The sequence below is a fragment of the Pseudomonas sp. NMI760_13 genome (genome assembly GCF_021283245.1).
Classification (GTDB): domain Bacteria; phylum Pseudomonadota; class Gammaproteobacteria; order Pseudomonadales; family Pseudomonadaceae; genus Aquipseudomonas; species Aquipseudomonas peradeniyensis.
This window is the reverse complement of sequence record NZ_JAJSRC010000003.1, coordinates 37,605-54,673: the sequence shown is the minus strand read 5'-3', so window position 1 is coordinate 54,673 and position 17,069 is coordinate 37,605. Positions and strand designations below refer to the sequence as shown.

Here is a 17,069-nt window from a genome sequence, read left to right as displayed (position 1 = left end):
AGTACCCGCTCCCGATATCCTGAGCGCAAATACGCCGTAGTACAGCGAGGGCAGATTGTGAACGTGTGAAGGTGGGGTAGGTCGCCAGTGTCCACATAGGCAATCTCAGGGGAACCCTCCAGTTCATCCCCGCAGATTGCAACTGAATTCGCCGCAAGCACATCCGCCTGCACCGAGGCAATATGCACTCGGCCATCCAGGCAAACCAGGGCAATGGAACCGCCACCATTCAACTCGTGCCACCTCTTTAACTAACTCCTCCCGAGTATATCGAGCAGATTCCAGCATTCCAGCGAAGGCCTTGGTCGGAGCTTCTACTCGATGATGAACCATGGCAGCCAGTTCAGGGGCACCTGGTCCCCACTATTAGGGCGAACCAGGTGAAGAACTCATGCCAACCATACACTTCTACGACACAGTCACTGCCGGGCGCTCTCCAACCGAGGGCCAGGTTATTCGCTTTGACTCGGCGGTCTATCCAGCCCGAGGATCGGTAGACCTCTCAACTACCAACATCAAGCTCCGAGACGACGTATACCTCGATCCTGATGTTGTGATGAATAGTGACTTGGCCCTACTGGCGTTCGACCAGGGTTGCAGCGAAGTAGAGTGGGCCAGGAGGGTCTTCGCGGATTTCACCCGACCAAACACTCTCCATATAGCCTTTGGATCAACGACAAGGCACGATCCATTCATTCGAGCATCCTTTTACCGGAATCTGCTCCCGTACCCCTGCCTGGGCGTACCTGACACTGCCCACTTCCTCGATCTGGATGTACTACTTCGAGCAATTCTCCTGATCCGTCCAGGAGAATGCCCTTGGGATGTTGAGACGCTTACTGGTGGAGCAGCCGGCCTCTACCAGTTCCTCATGTGGGACGCGGGACTCGGCACTGAGAACCGGGCACTTCGGGTCAAAGAGGTTCTTTCCAAAATCTCGGAAGCGAGCCCGAAGCTTCTCCACCATGCCGTCACAGTCAGCTCTCCTTCCCAGATCAAGGCACTCTTGGGCCTTGATGGGGGTGAAGTCTGGGACCTGCGGAGTGTGAAGCCTGTGGTGATGGTCCACCCCTCGCTCCCCGACAATCGTGGCGCAATCCTCGCTATGCCAGTGGCAGCTGACGTGAGTTATCCCGACCTGATCTGCATGGTGGACTTAGAGGCTGACCTTTCAAGCTTATGCTCAGACTCCACGGAGTCACTCCAGCATTTGTCTAGGGCAAACAAAGGGGACCGCTCCGCGCCGCTTTTCCACATCAGTATGTCCCGAATTCCCTTCGTGGCCCCGCTGAGCGCAATTCGACCGGATGATGCTAAGCGCCTGGGCATCAATGTCTCCGCAGTGAAGGCGAACATCCAGCGCCTGACATCAGCGAAACACCTGGTGGCCAGATTGCGGGATGAACCAGTGCTGCAGCTAAACGCACAGCCCGCAGACGTTGACCACCGAATGTGGGCGGGTGATTTCCCTTCAACTGACCTCGACCTAATGCGCCAGCTGCATTCTTCGGGGTTCAATTCCTGGCAGGACCTCCTCTTAACTGGCACTGACCGCCGACTTCGGGATCTCGGTAACCGGATGCTTGGTAGGTACCAGCCTGATGCCCTATCGCCTAGCGACCGAGGAGTATGGCTGCGGCATGTGGATCAGAGAGTCCGGGGAGATTTCAGCGGTTCGTTTCGGCTGGAACAGCTCATGGAACGAGCGGAGGATATGTGTCAGCAGTACCCGACGGCAGCAGGTGTCCAGGGCTTTCGGGAACGACTTCATCGTTTGAAGGGGATGGTCAATGATGGATTTTGAAACACCGCCAATCTTCGACCCATACGAGCACAGACCGTTTCAAGGTTATATGTGCAGCGAAGGCCGGCAAGTGGAGACCTATCTCTCTCTCATGCACTTCATTGAGGCTGAGAAATTCCGCGGTTTGGACGAGGGCTACCGTCGGTACATTCTGAGTATCGAGGACCGCGATGACTTCATCCTCGAAACAGCAGGAATCACCCAAGGTGTCCGCCGACCGGACTGGGATGAGATCAAAGCACCAATGGTCCGCGCAGGGCTCTGGATGCAACTGGTACAGCACAAAGATGCAATGGTGCCGCTCATAACACATCCAGGATGTGAGTGCCCTGTGGGTCTGGTCAATGAGGCGATTCAAGAGATATACGAGCGGCTTCATTCTGGCGATCCATTGCGAAAAGTCTTGCTCGCCGGGGACGATTCGCCTAATGCCTTGAGGAGTTCGTCTTTTGATGAGGTCCTCGATCACATCTTCAACGTCCGGCAGCCTGACGAAGTAATCGTCTCGGCTGATGGCGGGGTATCCATGCGATCTGCTGCTTATGCGGCACGACGCTACATTCCGCTGCGGTTTCTTCCTCGGGTTCAAAGCGCAGGAGAGTTTGCGAAGAACGCGATCAGCCAGGCCACCCATGTCTTTCTTTTGGGCACCAATGGCCAAGCTTCCTTTGCTCAAGCAGCATACGATTTAGCATGCGAAACCGGTCTTGTTGCCCACCAGGTCGAGCTGCCAGCGTGAAGGCCTGGAATCTGGGAGTCATACTGTTCCCCATACTCATGGGAGGGTGCGCGGTTGAACAACCTCGCTGGGTAACGGATAGGCCCGCTGCGTACTGTTACAAAACTGCTGACAAGGTATGTCTTGCGGACCTGATTTCGGCCCACCTACAGAAAGCTCCTGGCGGTACGATTCGTGATGACGCTATGTGGAGAGCCGCCGCTGCGGTTCGAATTGCAGGAGCTCAGTTCCCAGAGACTCTGAAATCGCTTCAGTCCTCAGTAGAGGCGTTTTCCTGCACTGCCAAAAGGTTCTACTGGGACGAAGCCTCCGCAGCAGTCCAAGAAGCTCAGCAGGGACGATTTCGGAATGCACTATCCGCCGCCCAACAGATCGATGGGAAGGACGCCCGTACCTATGCCCTTTCGCTGATCGTGCAGATCTCTTCCGAGGCCAAGGATGACAAAGCCCTTGGTAAAGCCCTGGATGTATTAAGCAAAGACGATGAGCGAGCTTACATGGATGCCTTGCTTCTTCGGCTGCAGGTGTTACTCGCTCAGGGAGATCTGGAGCGATCCTCGGCTCTCCAGAACCACCTTCTTGCTTTTTTCGCCAAAGACCCAGAGACAGGGGTTGAACCAGCTACAGAAATGGCAATCACCTATCTGTCGCAGGGGTTAAAGCTCGATGCTCGGGATTTCCTGGTCAGGGCCGCTGATGGGATTCCAGGGGTGAGGTCTGCGGACAACCTGAAGCTGTTCAATCTTGTCGGCCAGGTCATCGATGGGTACCGCCCCATACCCGATGACTTCTACCAGTTCAGCTCTGATTCGGCACGTTTGCGGGCTTATCTGGTGGTGGCGCGGTACTACCGAAACACCGGGAATCGGGCAATGGTCACTTCTATGCTGGCCGACGCATCTCGCTTCACCCAAAAGGCAAGTTTCAAAGCCAATCGCACCGAGGTCGCAAGCCGGTTAGCTGACTTCCTCCGCGATTCGCACTAGACCTTTTTCCCCAGGAATTGTGCATAACTCGGCGGATAACTCTCTGTATTCCAGTCCGTAGCTGGCCTCTACACGTATGGGCGTTTTTCAGCCAGAAAGGACATGCTGTACTGGTTCTGGCACAGCCGCGCATCGACGTAAATGGGAGCATCTTTCAGAAGGAGACTCCCATGAAGTTCACTGTCCAGGCTGCACCTTTAGCTGCCATTCTCAAACAGTGCGGTCGTGTCGCATCTAAGAAGGCCGGGGATATCAACGGCAATTTCCTGATCGATGTTCAGGATGGCCACCTCAATGTAACGGCGAACAATGGCCACCAGCAGATGAGCCTTCACCTGCAGGACCCAAGCCTGATCGTTCGTGAAGCTGGCTCCGTCTGCATCTCGGCATCCAAATTCGAACAAATCGTTTCCTCTCTTCCCGTAGATCGTGATGTGACTGTATCCGTGGGCGAGGAGAAAGCCACTGTCACCTGTGGACGCTCACGATTCAGCATCGCCACCCTACCTGCGTCTTCTTTCCCCAAGGCTTTGCATTCCGATGGCCAGGTCCAAACGGCACTGACTATCGAGTCGCATGCCTTGAGGGACGGCATCCGTGGTATCGCATTTTGCGTTGCCCGGAACGATGTGCGTCAGTACCTGAACGGGATGCTGTTCGAGGCCTCGGAAGGGAAGCTGACTCTCGTGGGCACCGACGGACACAGAATGGGCATGGTAGAACTCCAGATCGAGAAAAGCTCATCCATGAAGTTCATTCTGCCTGTTGCATGCCTTGAGGACGTTGCCAGTTTTGCCAGCCACGGCTACGTCACCATCACCCACTCTGGCAATCTGGTCAGTATTACCGCAGTCAATGGGACCATGACCTCCCGCCTTGTCGACGGGGCCTTCCCTAACTACTGCGCTCTCATTGAGCGTGCAGAGACTGGTCAACAGATCAACTTGAACCGTGATGCGATTACGAGCGCTGTTGCTCGTGTCAGTCTCCTCTCGGATGGTAAGTCCCAGGCAGTCCGCCTCAAGTTTTGCCAACAAACGGTCGAGGTCGTCTCTGTGTCGAATGATGCCCTTTCAGAAGCCGAAGACCTGCTGCCGTGTGACTTCGATGCGGCCCCTTTCGATGTTGGGTTCAACAGTCGCTACGCACAGGAAGCTTTCAAAGCTGTATCCAGCACCGACCTGCAACTTTTTTATTCCGGCCCTGCTTCTGGCACGCTCATTAAGGCCAAAGACTGCCCCCATCAGAAATTCGTACTCATGCCGGTTCGCCTGTAAGGCGGACCTCTGAAGGGGCAAGAAATGAGCCACACCGACCGCTCTAACCTGACTGAAGGCACCAACACTAAGCTCGATTGCCGCATAGTCAACCAGGAGGCCCGTAAGGGCTTCCTGTTGCCTAACTCACTCCCGGCCCTGCCTTCTTTGGAAGGCCCAAAGGCTTTGCTTTCTCTGAACCAGGAACAGTCCCTGGGCTACCGCATCATTCTTGGCCAACTCAGCCTGCTGAAAGCAATTTCGAGCGACACCAGCATTCTCCAAGGGCTGGTGACCGACATTTGGAACTCCATTGGCGAGAACGATAGCGTCGATAAGGCCGCCGCACTGATCTTCCAGGACGGAGCATGGGTTCGCGCGGGCTCAATTCCTGACAGTGAGTTTGCATCCATTCTTCGCAAGAAACTGAACACCATCCAGACCCTGATTGCGGAACTGAAAGCGTTCGCTCTTCCCGGCTTCGAGGACAATCTGTTCGTGGCAGCTGTCCGAGACGAAATCCAGAAGAAGGTTCTGGAGATCCTGCCCTACGACCTCATCCTCAACCGCGCGGCCGGAGAATTCCGAACCAAGTGCAAGGAGCTGTCCAGCCTCTGCAAAGGCCTGGTGAAGTACATCTCAGAGGAGGTTCGCCTTCCTCGTTCCAAGGTCGCAAGAATCATCAATGGGAAATGGACGTCACCCAAGCTGATGCCTGGTCTGATGCTCTCTGGGGGCTACGAGTTGAAACTATATCCTCAGAAAGAGTTGCGCCGGCTGCGCCAAGAGATCGTTGAAAAGCAGCGGGACATCCTTTCTGCGGCGTCGACTGCAGATATGCCGGCCGAGCAGCTGCTGGCCGCCTTGGAGGGATTCAACTCTGCCGAGCGGGTTGTTCACGAGACCGTAGGGTTCTTTGCCAATGCGAATATGCGCCTGGTTGACCAGATCGTCTCTGGGTATCGCTTTGCCACAGACCTCGAGCAAGTCCGTTCGGCAGCTCAACTGGGCCTCGTGAGAAGCATCTACCGGTACGCACCGGAGATGGGCTTCAAATTTTCGACACTGGGCATGACTTGGATTCGTCAAACGATCCTGCGTGACCTCACCCAACAGGAGCTGATCCGTTTGCCCGAAGGATCACATGGAGCCTTGAGCAAGCTTACAGCTGCTCTGAAGGAGCAACCGAATGCATCCAAAAAGCACCTGAGCAAGGTTTGTGGACTCTCGATGGATGACGTCGAGAATCTCCTCTACTTCGTGGGTGTAGGAAAGCCCATGTCTATTGACTCCACCTTCCAGGAGAGTGGCAGTTCAGAGGCGGAGGGGATGCACGATCTGCTCGCGGACTCGAACAACAGCTTTGTTGAGGAGGTGATGGAGGAGGATGCCGCCGGCTACATAACTGAGGTGCTCGGGGACGTTCTCAACCAGCGGGAACTGCAGGTAGTGGTTGCACGCTATGGTATTGGAGGAGCGGAAGCCCAGACTCTTGCGACCCTCTCCGAGATCATGGGTGTTTCGAAGGAGCGGGTACGTCAGATCGAATGTGAGGCGCTGAAAAAGCTGAGAGAAAGTGAGCACGCAGAATGCCTGCTGGAGATTTTGGAATGAGTAATTTGAGCCTGCCTCTGTACGGTGCTGAGATCGAGGCTTTTGGAGTTCTTGGCACCTTCATCGGCGCCGACTTGATGGATGATGGCGATGTCCACTTCACTCTGAAAATGCCGGAATCAAATGTGCGATTGGCCCACAGTTACGCGGTGGCCGAAGATCAGTTCTGCCTAGTCGTGGGAGCAAGTCTGATCCAGGTGTCGAAGACGAACTGCGTATGGCGCAGCTCACCAGGCTTTGATGTGACGGATGATGAAGGATTCATTGCGTTTCGAGTTGATCGGCATGTACGAGCGGCAGTAACGGTGATGAAATTTCAACGAGCCATCTCTCGTCTCAATAGGATCTGAGCTCGATCGCGTTGCCTTACCGATGCGGTATCCATCTCAAGGACGAGCTTGGCGTACTCGGCCACACCTTCGAAGTCACCGACAACCAGTAGCTGGTCTGCTAGCTGGAGGTTCATAGCTGCATCATCACAATCCACCTCGGGCCTGGTGACGAGTACGGGCTCTTCCACACGTACTTCCGCTTTCGCCAGTTCGATCACCCGTTCAGGCTCTGTAGGTGAAGTCTGAATCGGCGTAGCAGATACATGGGGAACCATGTTGATTTTCGGCTTTGCTGGAAGTGTTTCCTCCAGATGGTGGTTACTGCTATGCGCTTCTTCGCCAGCTGAAGCCTTCCCCGCGGCACTATTCAGTCGTCCGATCCATAGGGCGGCTATGGCACCGAGAAGAAGCACTGATCCGATGACGCCCAAAATCTGAGATTCCACGTTTCTATCCTCATTTTCCTTGTCCTAATAGTGTCTCGAGGGTGCCTCTTTTTCGGTCACGCTGGTGGCACACCTGAACATCTCCAAAATGCGCATCATCAGCCACAGGAGTAGTTCTATGCGTGACAACGACGATGCGTTTCAGACAATCGAGGTACCGGTAAACCTCAACGGAACGGTGAAGGTGCGTGTGCCCAGTCACTGCCACCCAGAAGAAGTGGAAAAGCTGGCGCTGGAGCAGTTCAAAGCTCGACTCAACCAGCCCGTGACTTTTGGTGAGTCTGGCTACTGCTCCTATGAATTCCGCGGAGAGGCATGGAGCACCAGAGGCCAGGCCCGGGTAGGGAGCCTTGAATTTGAGGTTCGCCATGACATGGCCTTGAACGTCTCTGGGGCCATGGTTGCTCTAGCACCTGCGGCAGGACAATTCGGGGCTGACAGGCTCCGAGCTCGACTCACAGCCTACGTATCCCGGGAAGCGGTCTACATCACGGGTCGTAAACCTGGTACCGACCTAGAGCATGTAATGGTGATGGTCGACATCCAGGACGGAGAACCGACGGTGAACGTGATGTCGCCAGACGGCGATGACCAGTTTGACGCTGACGGTAGCATGCCGATGGTCAGTGTGGGCTTCCCGGGTATGTGCTGGAACCTCAACTGAGGGGCACTCCCAACCCACTATTAGACCAAACCCTTGTTCTGTAGGTGAGTGAATTGGAAGTCTCCCGTCGACGCTTCGTGAAGATGTCGGCTGCAGCCAGCGCTGCAGCCGCCATTGGGTTTGGGGTGAAAACTCAGGAAGCAGCCGCGATGAGTGCCAGCATCGCCACTCTTCTTTTTATCGACCCCATCACCCTCGAGTACAAAATTTTCGGGCCATGCTGCCATTTCTGCCCAGACCATCTGATCGTCTCTCATTACCAGCCAGTAGCGTTGGTGGAAGTGATCAAAGGGGGTGGAGATACGGTACTCGGCCAACCCATTGGTGGCCCACTCAGTGTGGGCACGGACAACAACGATTACACATCGATGGCAGTCCGTATCTGGCAATTGCCGGACTGGGCGATCGACATCGCAATGGGCTATCAGTCGTGCAAGCTTTGTGGTGTTGATGCTGCTCGCACTACTAACTTTTCCCTGACCTCTAAATTCGACATGTGCGGTGCAGTGGCCAACCCTATCGTGTCAAAGGGCGTCAGTGCGTTCAATTCAGCCCTGCCGAACTGCTTCCCGAAGCTGCTCTACAGCACCGAGTTCGACCCGACTTGGAACACCGGATGTCGGGACATAGCAGCAGCAGAAGCCATTGCGGGAGTGATTTGCAATCCGCTCACTGGCTCATTCTCCATCCCTGGAATGGAGATCTGCATTGGACAATGGGGTGGTCTATATCCCCGGCAAATGGCTTCCCATAACGACAACGCGGCGATCGCTGCCGGAATTGCCGCATACCGAGCAATCCACCTCAGCGGCTTCACAATCGGCACCTTTCCCTTCAGCGCGGCCCTCTCTGTTGGGAAGCTGCAGCAAACTCAACCCTGGCCAACCGTCGGTTTCAAGGCCGGTAGCGCTCTCCTGGACACAGCCATGAGGCTATACCCCGTCTCCCTTGAGGAGCTGTATGCCTTCGTTTGGTGGACTCCTGTGGTCTGCTGCAAGGAGTACGAAGAGATCATGGGGGTTTGCTCCCCAACAATCTGCGGTTGAGCCGCTTCTGCCACATCCAGATATCCATAGATTGGTCTCAAGTGCCACATGAGGACCAATCTATGGACAGCTTCCAAATCACCACCTCTCCCCTTCTTCGCCAGTTCGCAACACGCCTCGACCCACGGACCATCCAGGTAACGACCAAGCTGGGCGTGGCAACGATTATTCGCGCTGATTTCGATCCAGTGTCCTTCCCAGCAGATGAAGATCTGCAGGAGGACTTTTTGCGCGATCTGATCAACCGGGCAAACCCTGGAGCTCTTGAGTTGCTCAATCAATCACTCGGCAAATGCCTTGGTGATCAAGCCAAGGCAATTCGACAAGTCTTGGGTTCTGGCACATCTGAAACCGGCCGAAATTGATCTCACGCATCCCGCGTCCACAGAACGGAGAAATTCCATGAATGAGCAACGGAACAAGGCCCTTCAGGCGGCACTGGGCCAGATCGAAAAACAATTCGGCAAGGGCGCTGTAATGCGCATGGGCGACCACGAGCGCCAGACCATTCCGGCAATCCCAACCGGCTCCATGGGGTTGGATATCGCCTTGGGCATCGGGGGCCTGCCGAAAGGTCGGATCGTAGAAATCTACGGCCCAGAATCCTCGGGCAAGACCACCCTGACCCTGTCGGTCATCGCCGAAGCCCAGCGGCAGGGCGCCACCTGCGCCTTCGTCGACGCCGAGCACGCGCTAGACCCGGATTACGCCGGCAAGCTGGGCGTCAACGTTGACGACCTGCTGGTCTCGCAGCCGGACACTGGCGAGCAGGCTCTGGAAATCACAGACATGCTGGTGCGCTCCAACGCGGTGGACGTGATCATCGTCGACTCCGTGGCGGCGCTGGTGCCCAAGGCCGAGATCGAAGGCGAGATGGGCGATGCCCACGTCGGCCTGCAGGCCCGCCTGATGTCCCAGGCGCTGCGCAAGATCACCGGCAACATCAAGAACGCCAACTGCCTGGTCATCTTCATCAACCAGATCCGCATGAAGATCGGCGTGATGTTTGGCAGCCCGGAAACCACCACCGGGGGTAACGCCCTGAAGTTCTACGCCTCTGTGCGCCTGGACATTCGTCGTACCGGATCGGTGAAAGATGGCGATGAGCAGATCGGGAACGAAACCCGGGTGAAGGTGGTGAAGAACAAAGTTTCTCCACCATTCCGCCAGGCTGAATTCCAAATCCTCTATGGGAAGGGTATCAACAAGCTCGGTGAGATTGTTGATCTTGGGGTAGCTGGTGGCTTGATCGAGAAGTCGGGGGCTTGGTACAGCTACGCAGGTCAGAAGATCGGCCAAGGCAAGGCGAATGCCTGCCAGTATCTGCAGGAGAATCCCGCGGTCAGCGATGAGATCGAGGCGAAGCTCCGCAGCCAGAAAATCACCGGTGTTGCGGTGATCACCGACTCTCCTGGTGATGACGATCAAGAGGTTGCATAAACCAACTGAAAAGGCCGCCAATTTGGGCGGCCTTCTGTTTTGTGATCAGTGATTCCCGATGCCGTACATCCGGTACATATGTCGGGCAAGCTCGGCCGGTTTAACCGAGAAGGATACAGCCCCAGTTTCCCTAGCAGCATCAGGCATCGAACGGGCCTGGCTGGACTCCGCATCCTGGGCCATAACGATCTTCGCCTTTCCTTTCAGATCACGAATTCCCGAGGCACCGTCATCCCCCATCCCGGTGAGGATGATCACTCCAAGCTTCCCTGCAATCGAACTGAACACAGACCGAATCACGCTGTTAATCGACGGGCTGTAGGTGTTTGGCTTGACCGGCCGGAGTTGGATCACCCCGCTTCGTACTTCAACTGTGGTGTCACGGGGGACAACGAAGATGGTACCGGCCTTAAGCTTGGCGCCATGCTCGGCCGCGACCACCTCCCACCGCGAGGTACATTCGCGTACCCGCTGGACATAGGTGTTGAATGCAGCTTCGGTGAGGTGCTGGACCAGGAAAATACTGACTGGCAACGTGGGTAACTCGCCAAGAAAATCACGGATAGCTTGAGGCCCGCCAGAGCTACAGCCGATCACCCAGGTGTCGTTCGCGTTTCGGGATTCAATCTCGGCTTTCCTCGCATCTAGGCTTTCTGCGAGGTCGGGGATGCTTCGCTTAAGCTCATCGACAAGCTTGTTGCACCAGGCCTGACGTTCTGCAGCGCTCATCGAATACAACTCACGTTCGTTGAGCACACAGACAGGCTCATCTCGTCCCAACATTTCGAGGACATCTTCTGAGTTGAGAATCGCCTCGTCGCTGAAGTCGACGATCAGTGCGTGAACGCCAGTCGCTGACAGGTCTCCATTCTCCACGTGGCTCATGTCATAGACCGTGAGTTCTCCGACAACTGGCGAGAGAACCTCTTGGATGAGAGCCACTTGGACGTTGCTAGTTGAAATGATACCGACTCTCATGCAGCGGACCCTTGCAATGCTTGTTCTGGGCGAACTTCTGCAATCGCGTTATCGAGCGCGATGCTGTCGCACGGCTTGTTCAGATAAACGTTTACGCCAGCTCGCAGGGCCTCGTCCTCGAGATTTGTGCGAGTGGTGAGCATGATGATTGGTACCTCATTGAATTCAGCCCGGGCTCGCAGTGCCTTTGTGAGTTCCAAGCCAGTCATTCGAGGCATTTCCATGTCCACCATGACGATTTCGGGGAGTCTCTCGAGAGGGAGCATGTCCATTGCGTCCTGACCGTCGCGGGCAGTAATGACCGTATACCCACGAGCCTCGAAGTGCTTCTGCAACAGCTTGCGATAACTCGTAGCGTCGTCAACGACGAGGCAGACCGGTTTTAGATCTCGTTTCACAGACTTGACACGGTTTTGCCGAACCTTGAAGCCGGTGTCTGTCCGCTTGAGGTTGAGCCTCACCAGCTCCATGACATCGATGACGAAGACCGGCGAACCGTCTTGCATCTCTGTCTCGCCAATGATCCCGCGCACTTTGGAAAGGATGCCGTCCAGCTTCCTGATGTGGATCTCGGGCATTGAATCAGTGCTGTCGACCTCAATACCAATAGCCATTTCGCCTTGTTGACACAGAATGACCAGGACCTCCTGGTCCAAATCGTGAGTGGAACGCATCTCAGGCATCGCAAGAAGGTCGGCCAGATGCACAACCTCGAAGGACTTTCCTTCGTGATGAAGTACCGCTTTCCCCTTCTCCAACCGCTGTTTTTCCAGATCGGCTCGGGAGCACTGGATGATCTGGTACATGGTGTAGCTGGGAATCGCAAACCATTGACTGCCCGTACGGCAGATGAGAGCTCGGTTCGAGCCGATAGTGAATGGCATTTCCAAAGTGAAGGTCGTACCCCAGCCTACCTTGCTCTCAATTACCAGCCGGCCGCCCATGCTTTCTACCGTCGTAGCGACAATGTCCATACCAACACCGCGGCCGGACAGCTGAGAGACTTTTGCTGCAGTAGAGAACCCATTGTGAGTGATGAGTCTCAGGAGATCCGATTCGGTCAGTTGATCATCCTGCCTGATGATGCCTTTCTCCAGTGCCTTAGCCTTGATCATCGCGGTATCGATGCCTTTGCCATCGTCCTTGACAGTGATGACGATGTTCTTAGCTCGTCGGCAGACGTTTACCTCCAAGCTGCCATGCGCGGATTTCCCTTGAGCAATCCGCTGTGCTTCAGGCTCGATACCATGGTCGAGAGCATTGTTGAGTAGGTGGACCAGTGGATCACGCACAGCATCGAGCATGACTTTGTCCACGATTACGTCGCCACCGGTGAAGACGGTGTCTACTTTCTTCCCTAGTTTTGAAGACTCACGCTCGATGAGATTGGTCAGGGCTGGACGAATGTTTTGGAACGGTACCAGGCGGCTATCGAGAAGATCTCGTTGCAGGCTGCTGATGAGCCCCGCCTGTTGACGGTAGGAGTCTTTGATCAGCTTGCCCTGTGCGAACATTTCCTCGACGTCTTGGATGGTCTGGGCCAGTTGAGCCCCCATGGTCACATTGAGAGCTGAAAGATCATTGAATCGCTCAAGCTGAAAATCACCTGCCGATTGATGGGCCAAGGCGGTTGGAACGGGTTGGTTTGTGTGAAGACGCAGGGCGCTGGTGAACTTCATGTGGTTCAACTGTTGCGCCTCGAGCTTCTCCCGAATGATGGTTACGATCATCATCAACTCGGCATGCAGCGCCTGTTGGCGATATCGGGCTGCGGTCAGCTCGCTGGACTGCTCGACTGCAGTGTCCAGTAGTCGCTGATCCACTTTGATTTTTTCCGAACCACCGCTTCGACGTTTGCTGCCGACACCGTGGATGGAGTCATGGGCTTTCGCCAGAATCTCGCGAATCACCGAGCTGCTGACAGGCTTGGTTGGGGCAGATTTAGAGGTTATGCCTTCGACCGAGTCGCGAAGAGTTCTGCTTTGCCGCTCTGGCTCATGGTGTACTTCCTGCTCTTGTGCAGTAACGGCAGAAATTGACGGTGGGACTTCAACGAGTTCGGGAATTGCTACAGGTGCCGGCACTGACTTGCCAGACTCTTCGGGGGTAGCTTCCGGGACGGCGGGCAAAGCTGGACTCTCGACCTCGACTGAGTCTTCCGGCTCCGAGGACACCACCAGACTGTCTTCCTGAGCGGGTTGAGCGTGAGCTGCCATACGGGCCGCGTGTCGTTTTGCACCACCTTTTCCTCGAGACCTGCGACGAGTCTTTTTGTGTCCTGACTCTTCCTCCGCCAAAGAGTTTTCCTCACCCTGAGGATGGACGATGCCTTGTTCGAACTCTTCAGTCTTAGGCGTTTCTTCTTCAAGCTCTGCGATAGATTGTGCTTCACAAGCTTCTAGGGTTTCGGCCCTGGCATCTTGGGTGGCCACCTTCTCTAGCTGGATATCTTGAAGGAGGACCTCGCCGGCTGTGCAGGGCTCTTGAGCAAGAAGGCCAAGATCCACTCGATTATGCTGGACTGCAGCTTCAACGCAACGGATCAGGGCCGAGGGAACTTCGTACCCGACAGCGCGACGCATCGCGCTAGTCATTTGATCCAATGCGACCAACACATACTCGACCAGCCTGGCGCAGTCATCTGATGCAGGAATGATGGACAGGGAAAGACTCTCGAAGAGGCTTTCCATGTAATGGGTAATCTCTCTGATCGAAGCTGCCTCTGCCATCGCTGCAGCGCCCTTCAGAGTATGCATCTGCCGCTTGATGGTGGTAACGAGGTCATGGTCTTCCATCTGGCCCATCCAGCGGTCTACGTTCAGCTGAAGCTGAGGGAGAACTTCCTCGGCTTCTTCAATATAGAACTCAGCCATCTCCGGGTTGTATTCAATCGCCGGCGGGGCAGAAGGCTGCTGCGCATGCTTGGTGGTGGACTCTTGTACATCATCGCTTTCAGAGTTTCCCGGTTTAGCATGCGAAACTGGGTTCAAATTTTCCGGCTGATGACTTTCCTGCGGAGCATCCGGTTCCGGTTTAGCATGCGAAACTGGAGTGACCTGAGCGACCTCAACGTACTCAGCCTCTTCCGCTCCGCACCCCAATGCCTGGACAACCTCTAGCCAGGAGTGAAGTGCGGGAGTTTCAGTCTTCCAAGGGAAAGCTTGCTGGAAACGTTCAGCATCTGCCAGGAAATCCAGGAGGGCTTCTACATCACCCTGGATCAGTTCGGCCTCATCACTTCTCAACTGGAACAGGCGAGTCTCTAGGGCTGCAAATGCACTTGCAAGCGGGAGGCAATCAGCACTGGACGAAATTCCATGAAGGGTATGAGCGACACGGCAAAACGCTTCGTTGACGTCTTTTCGCCCGCTTTTGAGATACGCACTCATTGCTGCGTATTGCTCGGTGAACTCCTGACGGAAGATATCGATCAGGACCGGATCGACGCCCTCGGGCATTTCCCGTTCTTGCTCATGGGCCAGTATCACTGCATCCGGCTCGGCAACGACTTGCTCGAGCTTGTTCTGGACTGCAGGCTGATGAGTTGCGTTAGTAGACGATGCCGGTATCTCTGGATGAGACGTGTATGCCAACTGCATTTCCGGATCAGCTTTAGCCATGAGTGCATCGGCCACATCTTTCACAAACAAGGAGACCTTGTTCCTGAGAGAGTATTCATCCATGCAGCGGAGGCACATCTCCACGCCGGAGCGCAGCAAGTCATGCTCCTCCGCATGGTCGAAATCCTCTTTGAGGGCTCGGTTTGTTACGCCTTTGCTGAAGGCAGCAACACCACTGGCGATCTTTCCGAACGACTCATGACCGTGCATACGGGCGGCCATGGAGAGGCGGTCTGCAGCCTTGTAGAGTTGCTCAATGGACGAACGACTACGCAGGTCGAGGCTCGTGAAGCTATCTTCGAAGACGCTCCTCAGCTCGAAAAGCTCGGTGAGGAACGGATCATCGTCTTCGCGTACCTCTTCCTGGGCTGCCTCAAATTTAATCAAAAGTTCGTTGGTGGTTACCGGAGCCACCTCCGTGAAATCTATCCCGAGTTCGCGGAGAGCTTCAGCTGCCTTCGTCAGGTTTTCGGGATCAGGTTCAAGTTTGGATTTGATGGCTTCGAGGTACATCTCAATCGCCACCAAGGCTTTCGCCAGCAGATCCAGCTCCGGGCTGTACGTGAGTTCCGCATTATCTAGGAGACCTACCATCCCAGAGCAGACTGCACCGAGCAAATCACCAACCTGTTCTGCTCCCGAAAACTTCAAGGCCGCAGCAGTATTGACGAGAGATGCAAGTCCGTCCTTCAGTTCATCCTGGCCAATGCCACTTTCTACGTGAACCGAAACGGAACGACGAGTCTTCACCACTTCGATCAAACATTCCGAGACGAGTGTGTCCAGAACGTCGGCACCGACACCCTCAATGTTCAGTGCCTTTGTCGCGTCATTTTCATTGATGAGATTGATGCGCTCGTCGAGGTAGAGGATGTAAGACTTCAGATCGTCTACCACCTCGGCAGCGATGGCAGAAATACCTTCCTTGCCAGCCACGAGTGCGATGGACTTATTGGCAACCCCTGCAAGCTCATCCTCGCCCACCATATAGAACACGTTCGCTACTGAACGCATCGCCGCGCTATATGCAGACAGCTGGACACTGAAGATGTCGTCAGAGCGTGCCCCCAGGGCCCGCCCCAGAGAGACCATGGCTGCATCCAGAAGAGGCTTCAGCTCCAGGACGACGTCAGCAATGGTTGTAGCCTCAGTAGATTCGAGCTTGCTCTGAAGCTTTGCCAACGAGTCGGTGTCGACTGACTTCCCGACATTGAACACCCTCAACGCGGCTTCGATGCTAGGCGTGCTTTTTGAACTTAGGCTCAGTACGTAGAGCAACGACTTGAAGCGATCGATACCCAGGACTTCCAGGGCGGCTTCTTCACCACCTAGACCGATTTTCTGAACCGCGACAGAGAGCATGCGGACCTGGGAGACGGTGTTACCGCCACTACGAAGGCCCCCGATGGCAAGTGCCTCGAGTAGACACTCACCAACCCACCAGAAATCGCCCACTTCCGGCTTATGAGAAACTTCCTGGAGTTCTCGGAGGACCTGGCGCATGTCCGCCAGCGCCCCTTTGTTCTGGGTCCCAATGTAGGAACTGAAGGCTGTCTGGAAGCGACGAGATGAGGTCGAGAAGACCTCCTGCTGCCGGGCATCGTCAACGTTATGAATCTTGCGGGGAGGATCAACAAACTCGAATGAGAGCATGCTAGGGGGGAGGCTGTCCTCGACAAGCAAGGGAACGCCCCTGACCTCACGGATTTCATTGATCTGCCTGGAGAGGATGCCAGGAGCATCAGGGGCTCCATCAATGACCATCTTGAGATAGTTTGGCAGCATGATCATGCCGGACATCATGGCGAGAATTGCGGGGGCCACCTTCTCCTCTTCGAGGAGTTTTTCTTGGACACTGGTGCAGACTACCCGCATTTCAACCGATAAAGCCGAGCCTCCGGGGCTATCGCAGACAGTCAGCGCAGAGTGAATCAACTCTACGTGTTCACTGACGTTGCGGAATGCATCGGCCATCGCCTTCTTCTGGTTGGCAAACCATTCAGCCTGTGCCCCTTGAGGAGGATTCTGTAGATCAGCATGTTTTTTGAAGTAGGTGTCGATAGACGCCTTGGCGATCTCGACGCTCTTGATGATCGGGGGCCGAATCCAGGAAAGATGTGCCGCGTGGACATTCTTGGGCATTG

General features: G+C 55.3%; 13 protein-coding genes. 10 read left to right on the top strand and 3 right to left on the bottom strand.

Annotation, left to right across the window (positions count from 1 at the left end; translation table 11 throughout):
* Positions 1 to 391: 391 nt before the first annotated feature.
* From LU671_RS03675 to LU671_RS03650, 6 genes are all read left to right on the top strand, one after another.
* Complete coding sequence (locus LU671_RS03675) at positions 392 to 1,804, top strand: hypothetical protein (RefSeq protein ID WP_010792610.1); 1,413 nt, start codon at positions 392 to 394, stop codon at positions 1,802 to 1,804.
* Positions 1,791 to 2,543 carry a hypothetical protein gene (locus LU671_RS03670; protein WP_010792609.1) on the top strand — a complete coding sequence of 251 codons (753 nt, stop codon included), beginning with the start codon at positions 1,791 to 1,793 and terminating at the stop codon, positions 2,541 to 2,543. Before LU671_RS03675 ends, LU671_RS03670 begins: the two co-directional genes overlap by 14 nt.
* Entirely contained in the window at positions 2,540 to 3,529 is a 990-nt protein-coding gene (locus LU671_RS03665) for a hypothetical protein (RefSeq protein ID WP_021018437.1), read from the top strand. The genes LU671_RS03670 and LU671_RS03665 overlap by 4 nt, the downstream gene beginning before the upstream one ends.
* A gap of 170 nt (positions 3,530 to 3,699) precedes the next feature.
* Positions 3,700 to 4,806 carry a DNA polymerase III subunit beta gene (gene dnaN / locus LU671_RS03660; RefSeq protein ID WP_021018436.1) on the top strand — a complete coding sequence of 369 codons (1,107 nt, stop codon included), beginning with the start codon at positions 3,700 to 3,702 and terminating at the stop codon, positions 4,804 to 4,806.
* A gap of 24 nt (positions 4,807 to 4,830) precedes the next feature.
* Positions 4,831 to 6,399, top strand: a complete 1,569-nt coding sequence (locus LU671_RS03655) for a sigma factor-like helix-turn-helix DNA-binding protein (protein ID WP_010792606.1) — start codon at positions 4,831 to 4,833, stop codon at positions 6,397 to 6,399.
* Positions 6,396 to 6,749, top strand: a complete 354-nt coding sequence (locus LU671_RS03650; protein ID WP_019437341.1) for a hypothetical protein — start codon at positions 6,396 to 6,398, stop codon at positions 6,747 to 6,749. The genes LU671_RS03655 and LU671_RS03650 overlap by 4 nt, the downstream gene beginning before the upstream one ends.
* Here LU671_RS03650 and LU671_RS03645 read toward each other — a convergent pair.
* Positions 6,716 to 7,177 (bottom strand): hypothetical protein, encoded by a 462-nt coding sequence (locus tag LU671_RS03645; protein WP_021018435.1) that lies wholly within the window; start codon positions 7,175 to 7,177, stop codon positions 6,716 to 6,718. The two genes, LU671_RS03650 and LU671_RS03645, sit on opposite strands and share 34 nt — an antisense overlap.
* Positions 7,178 to 7,295: 118 nt before the next feature.
* On the opposite strand from LU671_RS03645, the gene LU671_RS03640 reads away from it, so the two are divergent.
* The 4 genes from LU671_RS03640 (at position 7,296) to recA (ending at position 10,327) form a co-directional block, all read left to right on the top strand.
* Complete coding sequence (locus LU671_RS03640; RefSeq protein WP_021018434.1) at positions 7,296 to 7,841, top strand: hypothetical protein; 546 nt, start codon at positions 7,296 to 7,298, stop codon at positions 7,839 to 7,841.
* 83 nt (positions 7,842 to 7,924) lie between these two features.
* Positions 7,925 to 8,887: a TraU family protein gene (locus LU671_RS03635; protein ID WP_079278433.1), complete on the top strand. Its 963-nt coding sequence runs from the start codon at positions 7,925 to 7,927 to the stop codon at positions 8,885 to 8,887.
* A gap of 62 nt (positions 8,888 to 8,949) precedes the next feature.
* On the top strand, positions 8,950 to 9,252 hold the full coding sequence (locus LU671_RS03630; RefSeq protein WP_021018432.1) for a hypothetical protein: 303 nt from the start codon (positions 8,950 to 8,952) through the stop codon (positions 9,250 to 9,252).
* A 37-nt stretch (positions 9,253 to 9,289) separates the two neighbouring features.
* On the top strand, positions 9,290 to 10,327 hold the full coding sequence (gene recA, locus LU671_RS03625; RefSeq protein ID WP_010792603.1) for a recombinase RecA: 1,038 nt from the start codon (positions 9,290 to 9,292) through the stop codon (positions 10,325 to 10,327).
* A 45-nt stretch (positions 10,328 to 10,372) separates the two neighbouring features.
* On the opposite strand, the gene LU671_RS03620 is transcribed toward recA, so the two are convergent.
* Positions 10,373 to 11,212, bottom strand: a complete 840-nt coding sequence (locus LU671_RS03620; RefSeq protein WP_232854958.1) for a chemotaxis protein CheB — start codon at positions 11,210 to 11,212, stop codon at positions 10,373 to 10,375.
* 89 nt (positions 11,213 to 11,301) lie between these two features.
* A complete protein-coding gene (locus LU671_RS03615; RefSeq protein WP_021018431.1) occupies positions 11,302 to 17,067 on the bottom strand; it encodes a response regulator in 5,766 nt (1,921 codons plus the stop codon).
* Between the last annotated feature and the right edge of the window lie 2 nt (positions 17,068 to 17,069).

Bases quoted from the DNA above. Each gene is read 5' to 3' on its own strand.
- LU671_RS03675 (WP_010792610.1), top strand. From the start codon at position 392: ATGCCAACCATACACTTCTACGACACAGTCACTGCCGGGCGCTCTCCA.
- LU671_RS03670 (WP_010792609.1), top strand. From the start codon at position 1,791: ATGATGGATTTTGAAACACCGCCAATCTTCGACCCATACGAGCACAGA.
- dnaN (WP_021018436.1), top strand. From the start codon at position 3,700: ATGAAGTTCACTGTCCAGGCTGCACCTTTAGCTGCCATTCTCAAACAG.
- LU671_RS03655 (WP_010792606.1), top strand. From the start codon at position 4,831: ATGAGCCACACCGACCGCTCTAACCTGACTGAAGGCACCAACACTAAG.
- LU671_RS03650 (WP_019437341.1), top strand. From the start codon at position 6,396: ATGAGTAATTTGAGCCTGCCTCTGTACGGTGCTGAGATCGAGGCTTTT.
- LU671_RS03640 (WP_021018434.1), top strand. From the start codon at position 7,296: ATGCGTGACAACGACGATGCGTTTCAGACAATCGAGGTACCGGTAAAC.
- LU671_RS03635 (WP_079278433.1), top strand. From the start codon at position 7,925: ATGTCGGCTGCAGCCAGCGCTGCAGCCGCCATTGGGTTTGGGGTGAAA.
- LU671_RS03630 (WP_021018432.1), top strand. From the start codon at position 8,950: ATGGACAGCTTCCAAATCACCACCTCTCCCCTTCTTCGCCAGTTCGCA.
- recA (WP_010792603.1), top strand. From the start codon at position 9,290: ATGAATGAGCAACGGAACAAGGCCCTTCAGGCGGCACTGGGCCAGATC.
- LU671_RS03620 (WP_232854958.1), bottom strand. From the start codon at position 11,212: ATGAGCCACGTGGAGAATGGAGACCTGTCAGCGACTGGCGTTCACGCA.
- LU671_RS03615 (WP_021018431.1), bottom strand. From the start codon at position 17,067: ATGCCCAAGAATGTCCACGCGGCACATCTTTCCTGGATTCGGCCCCCG.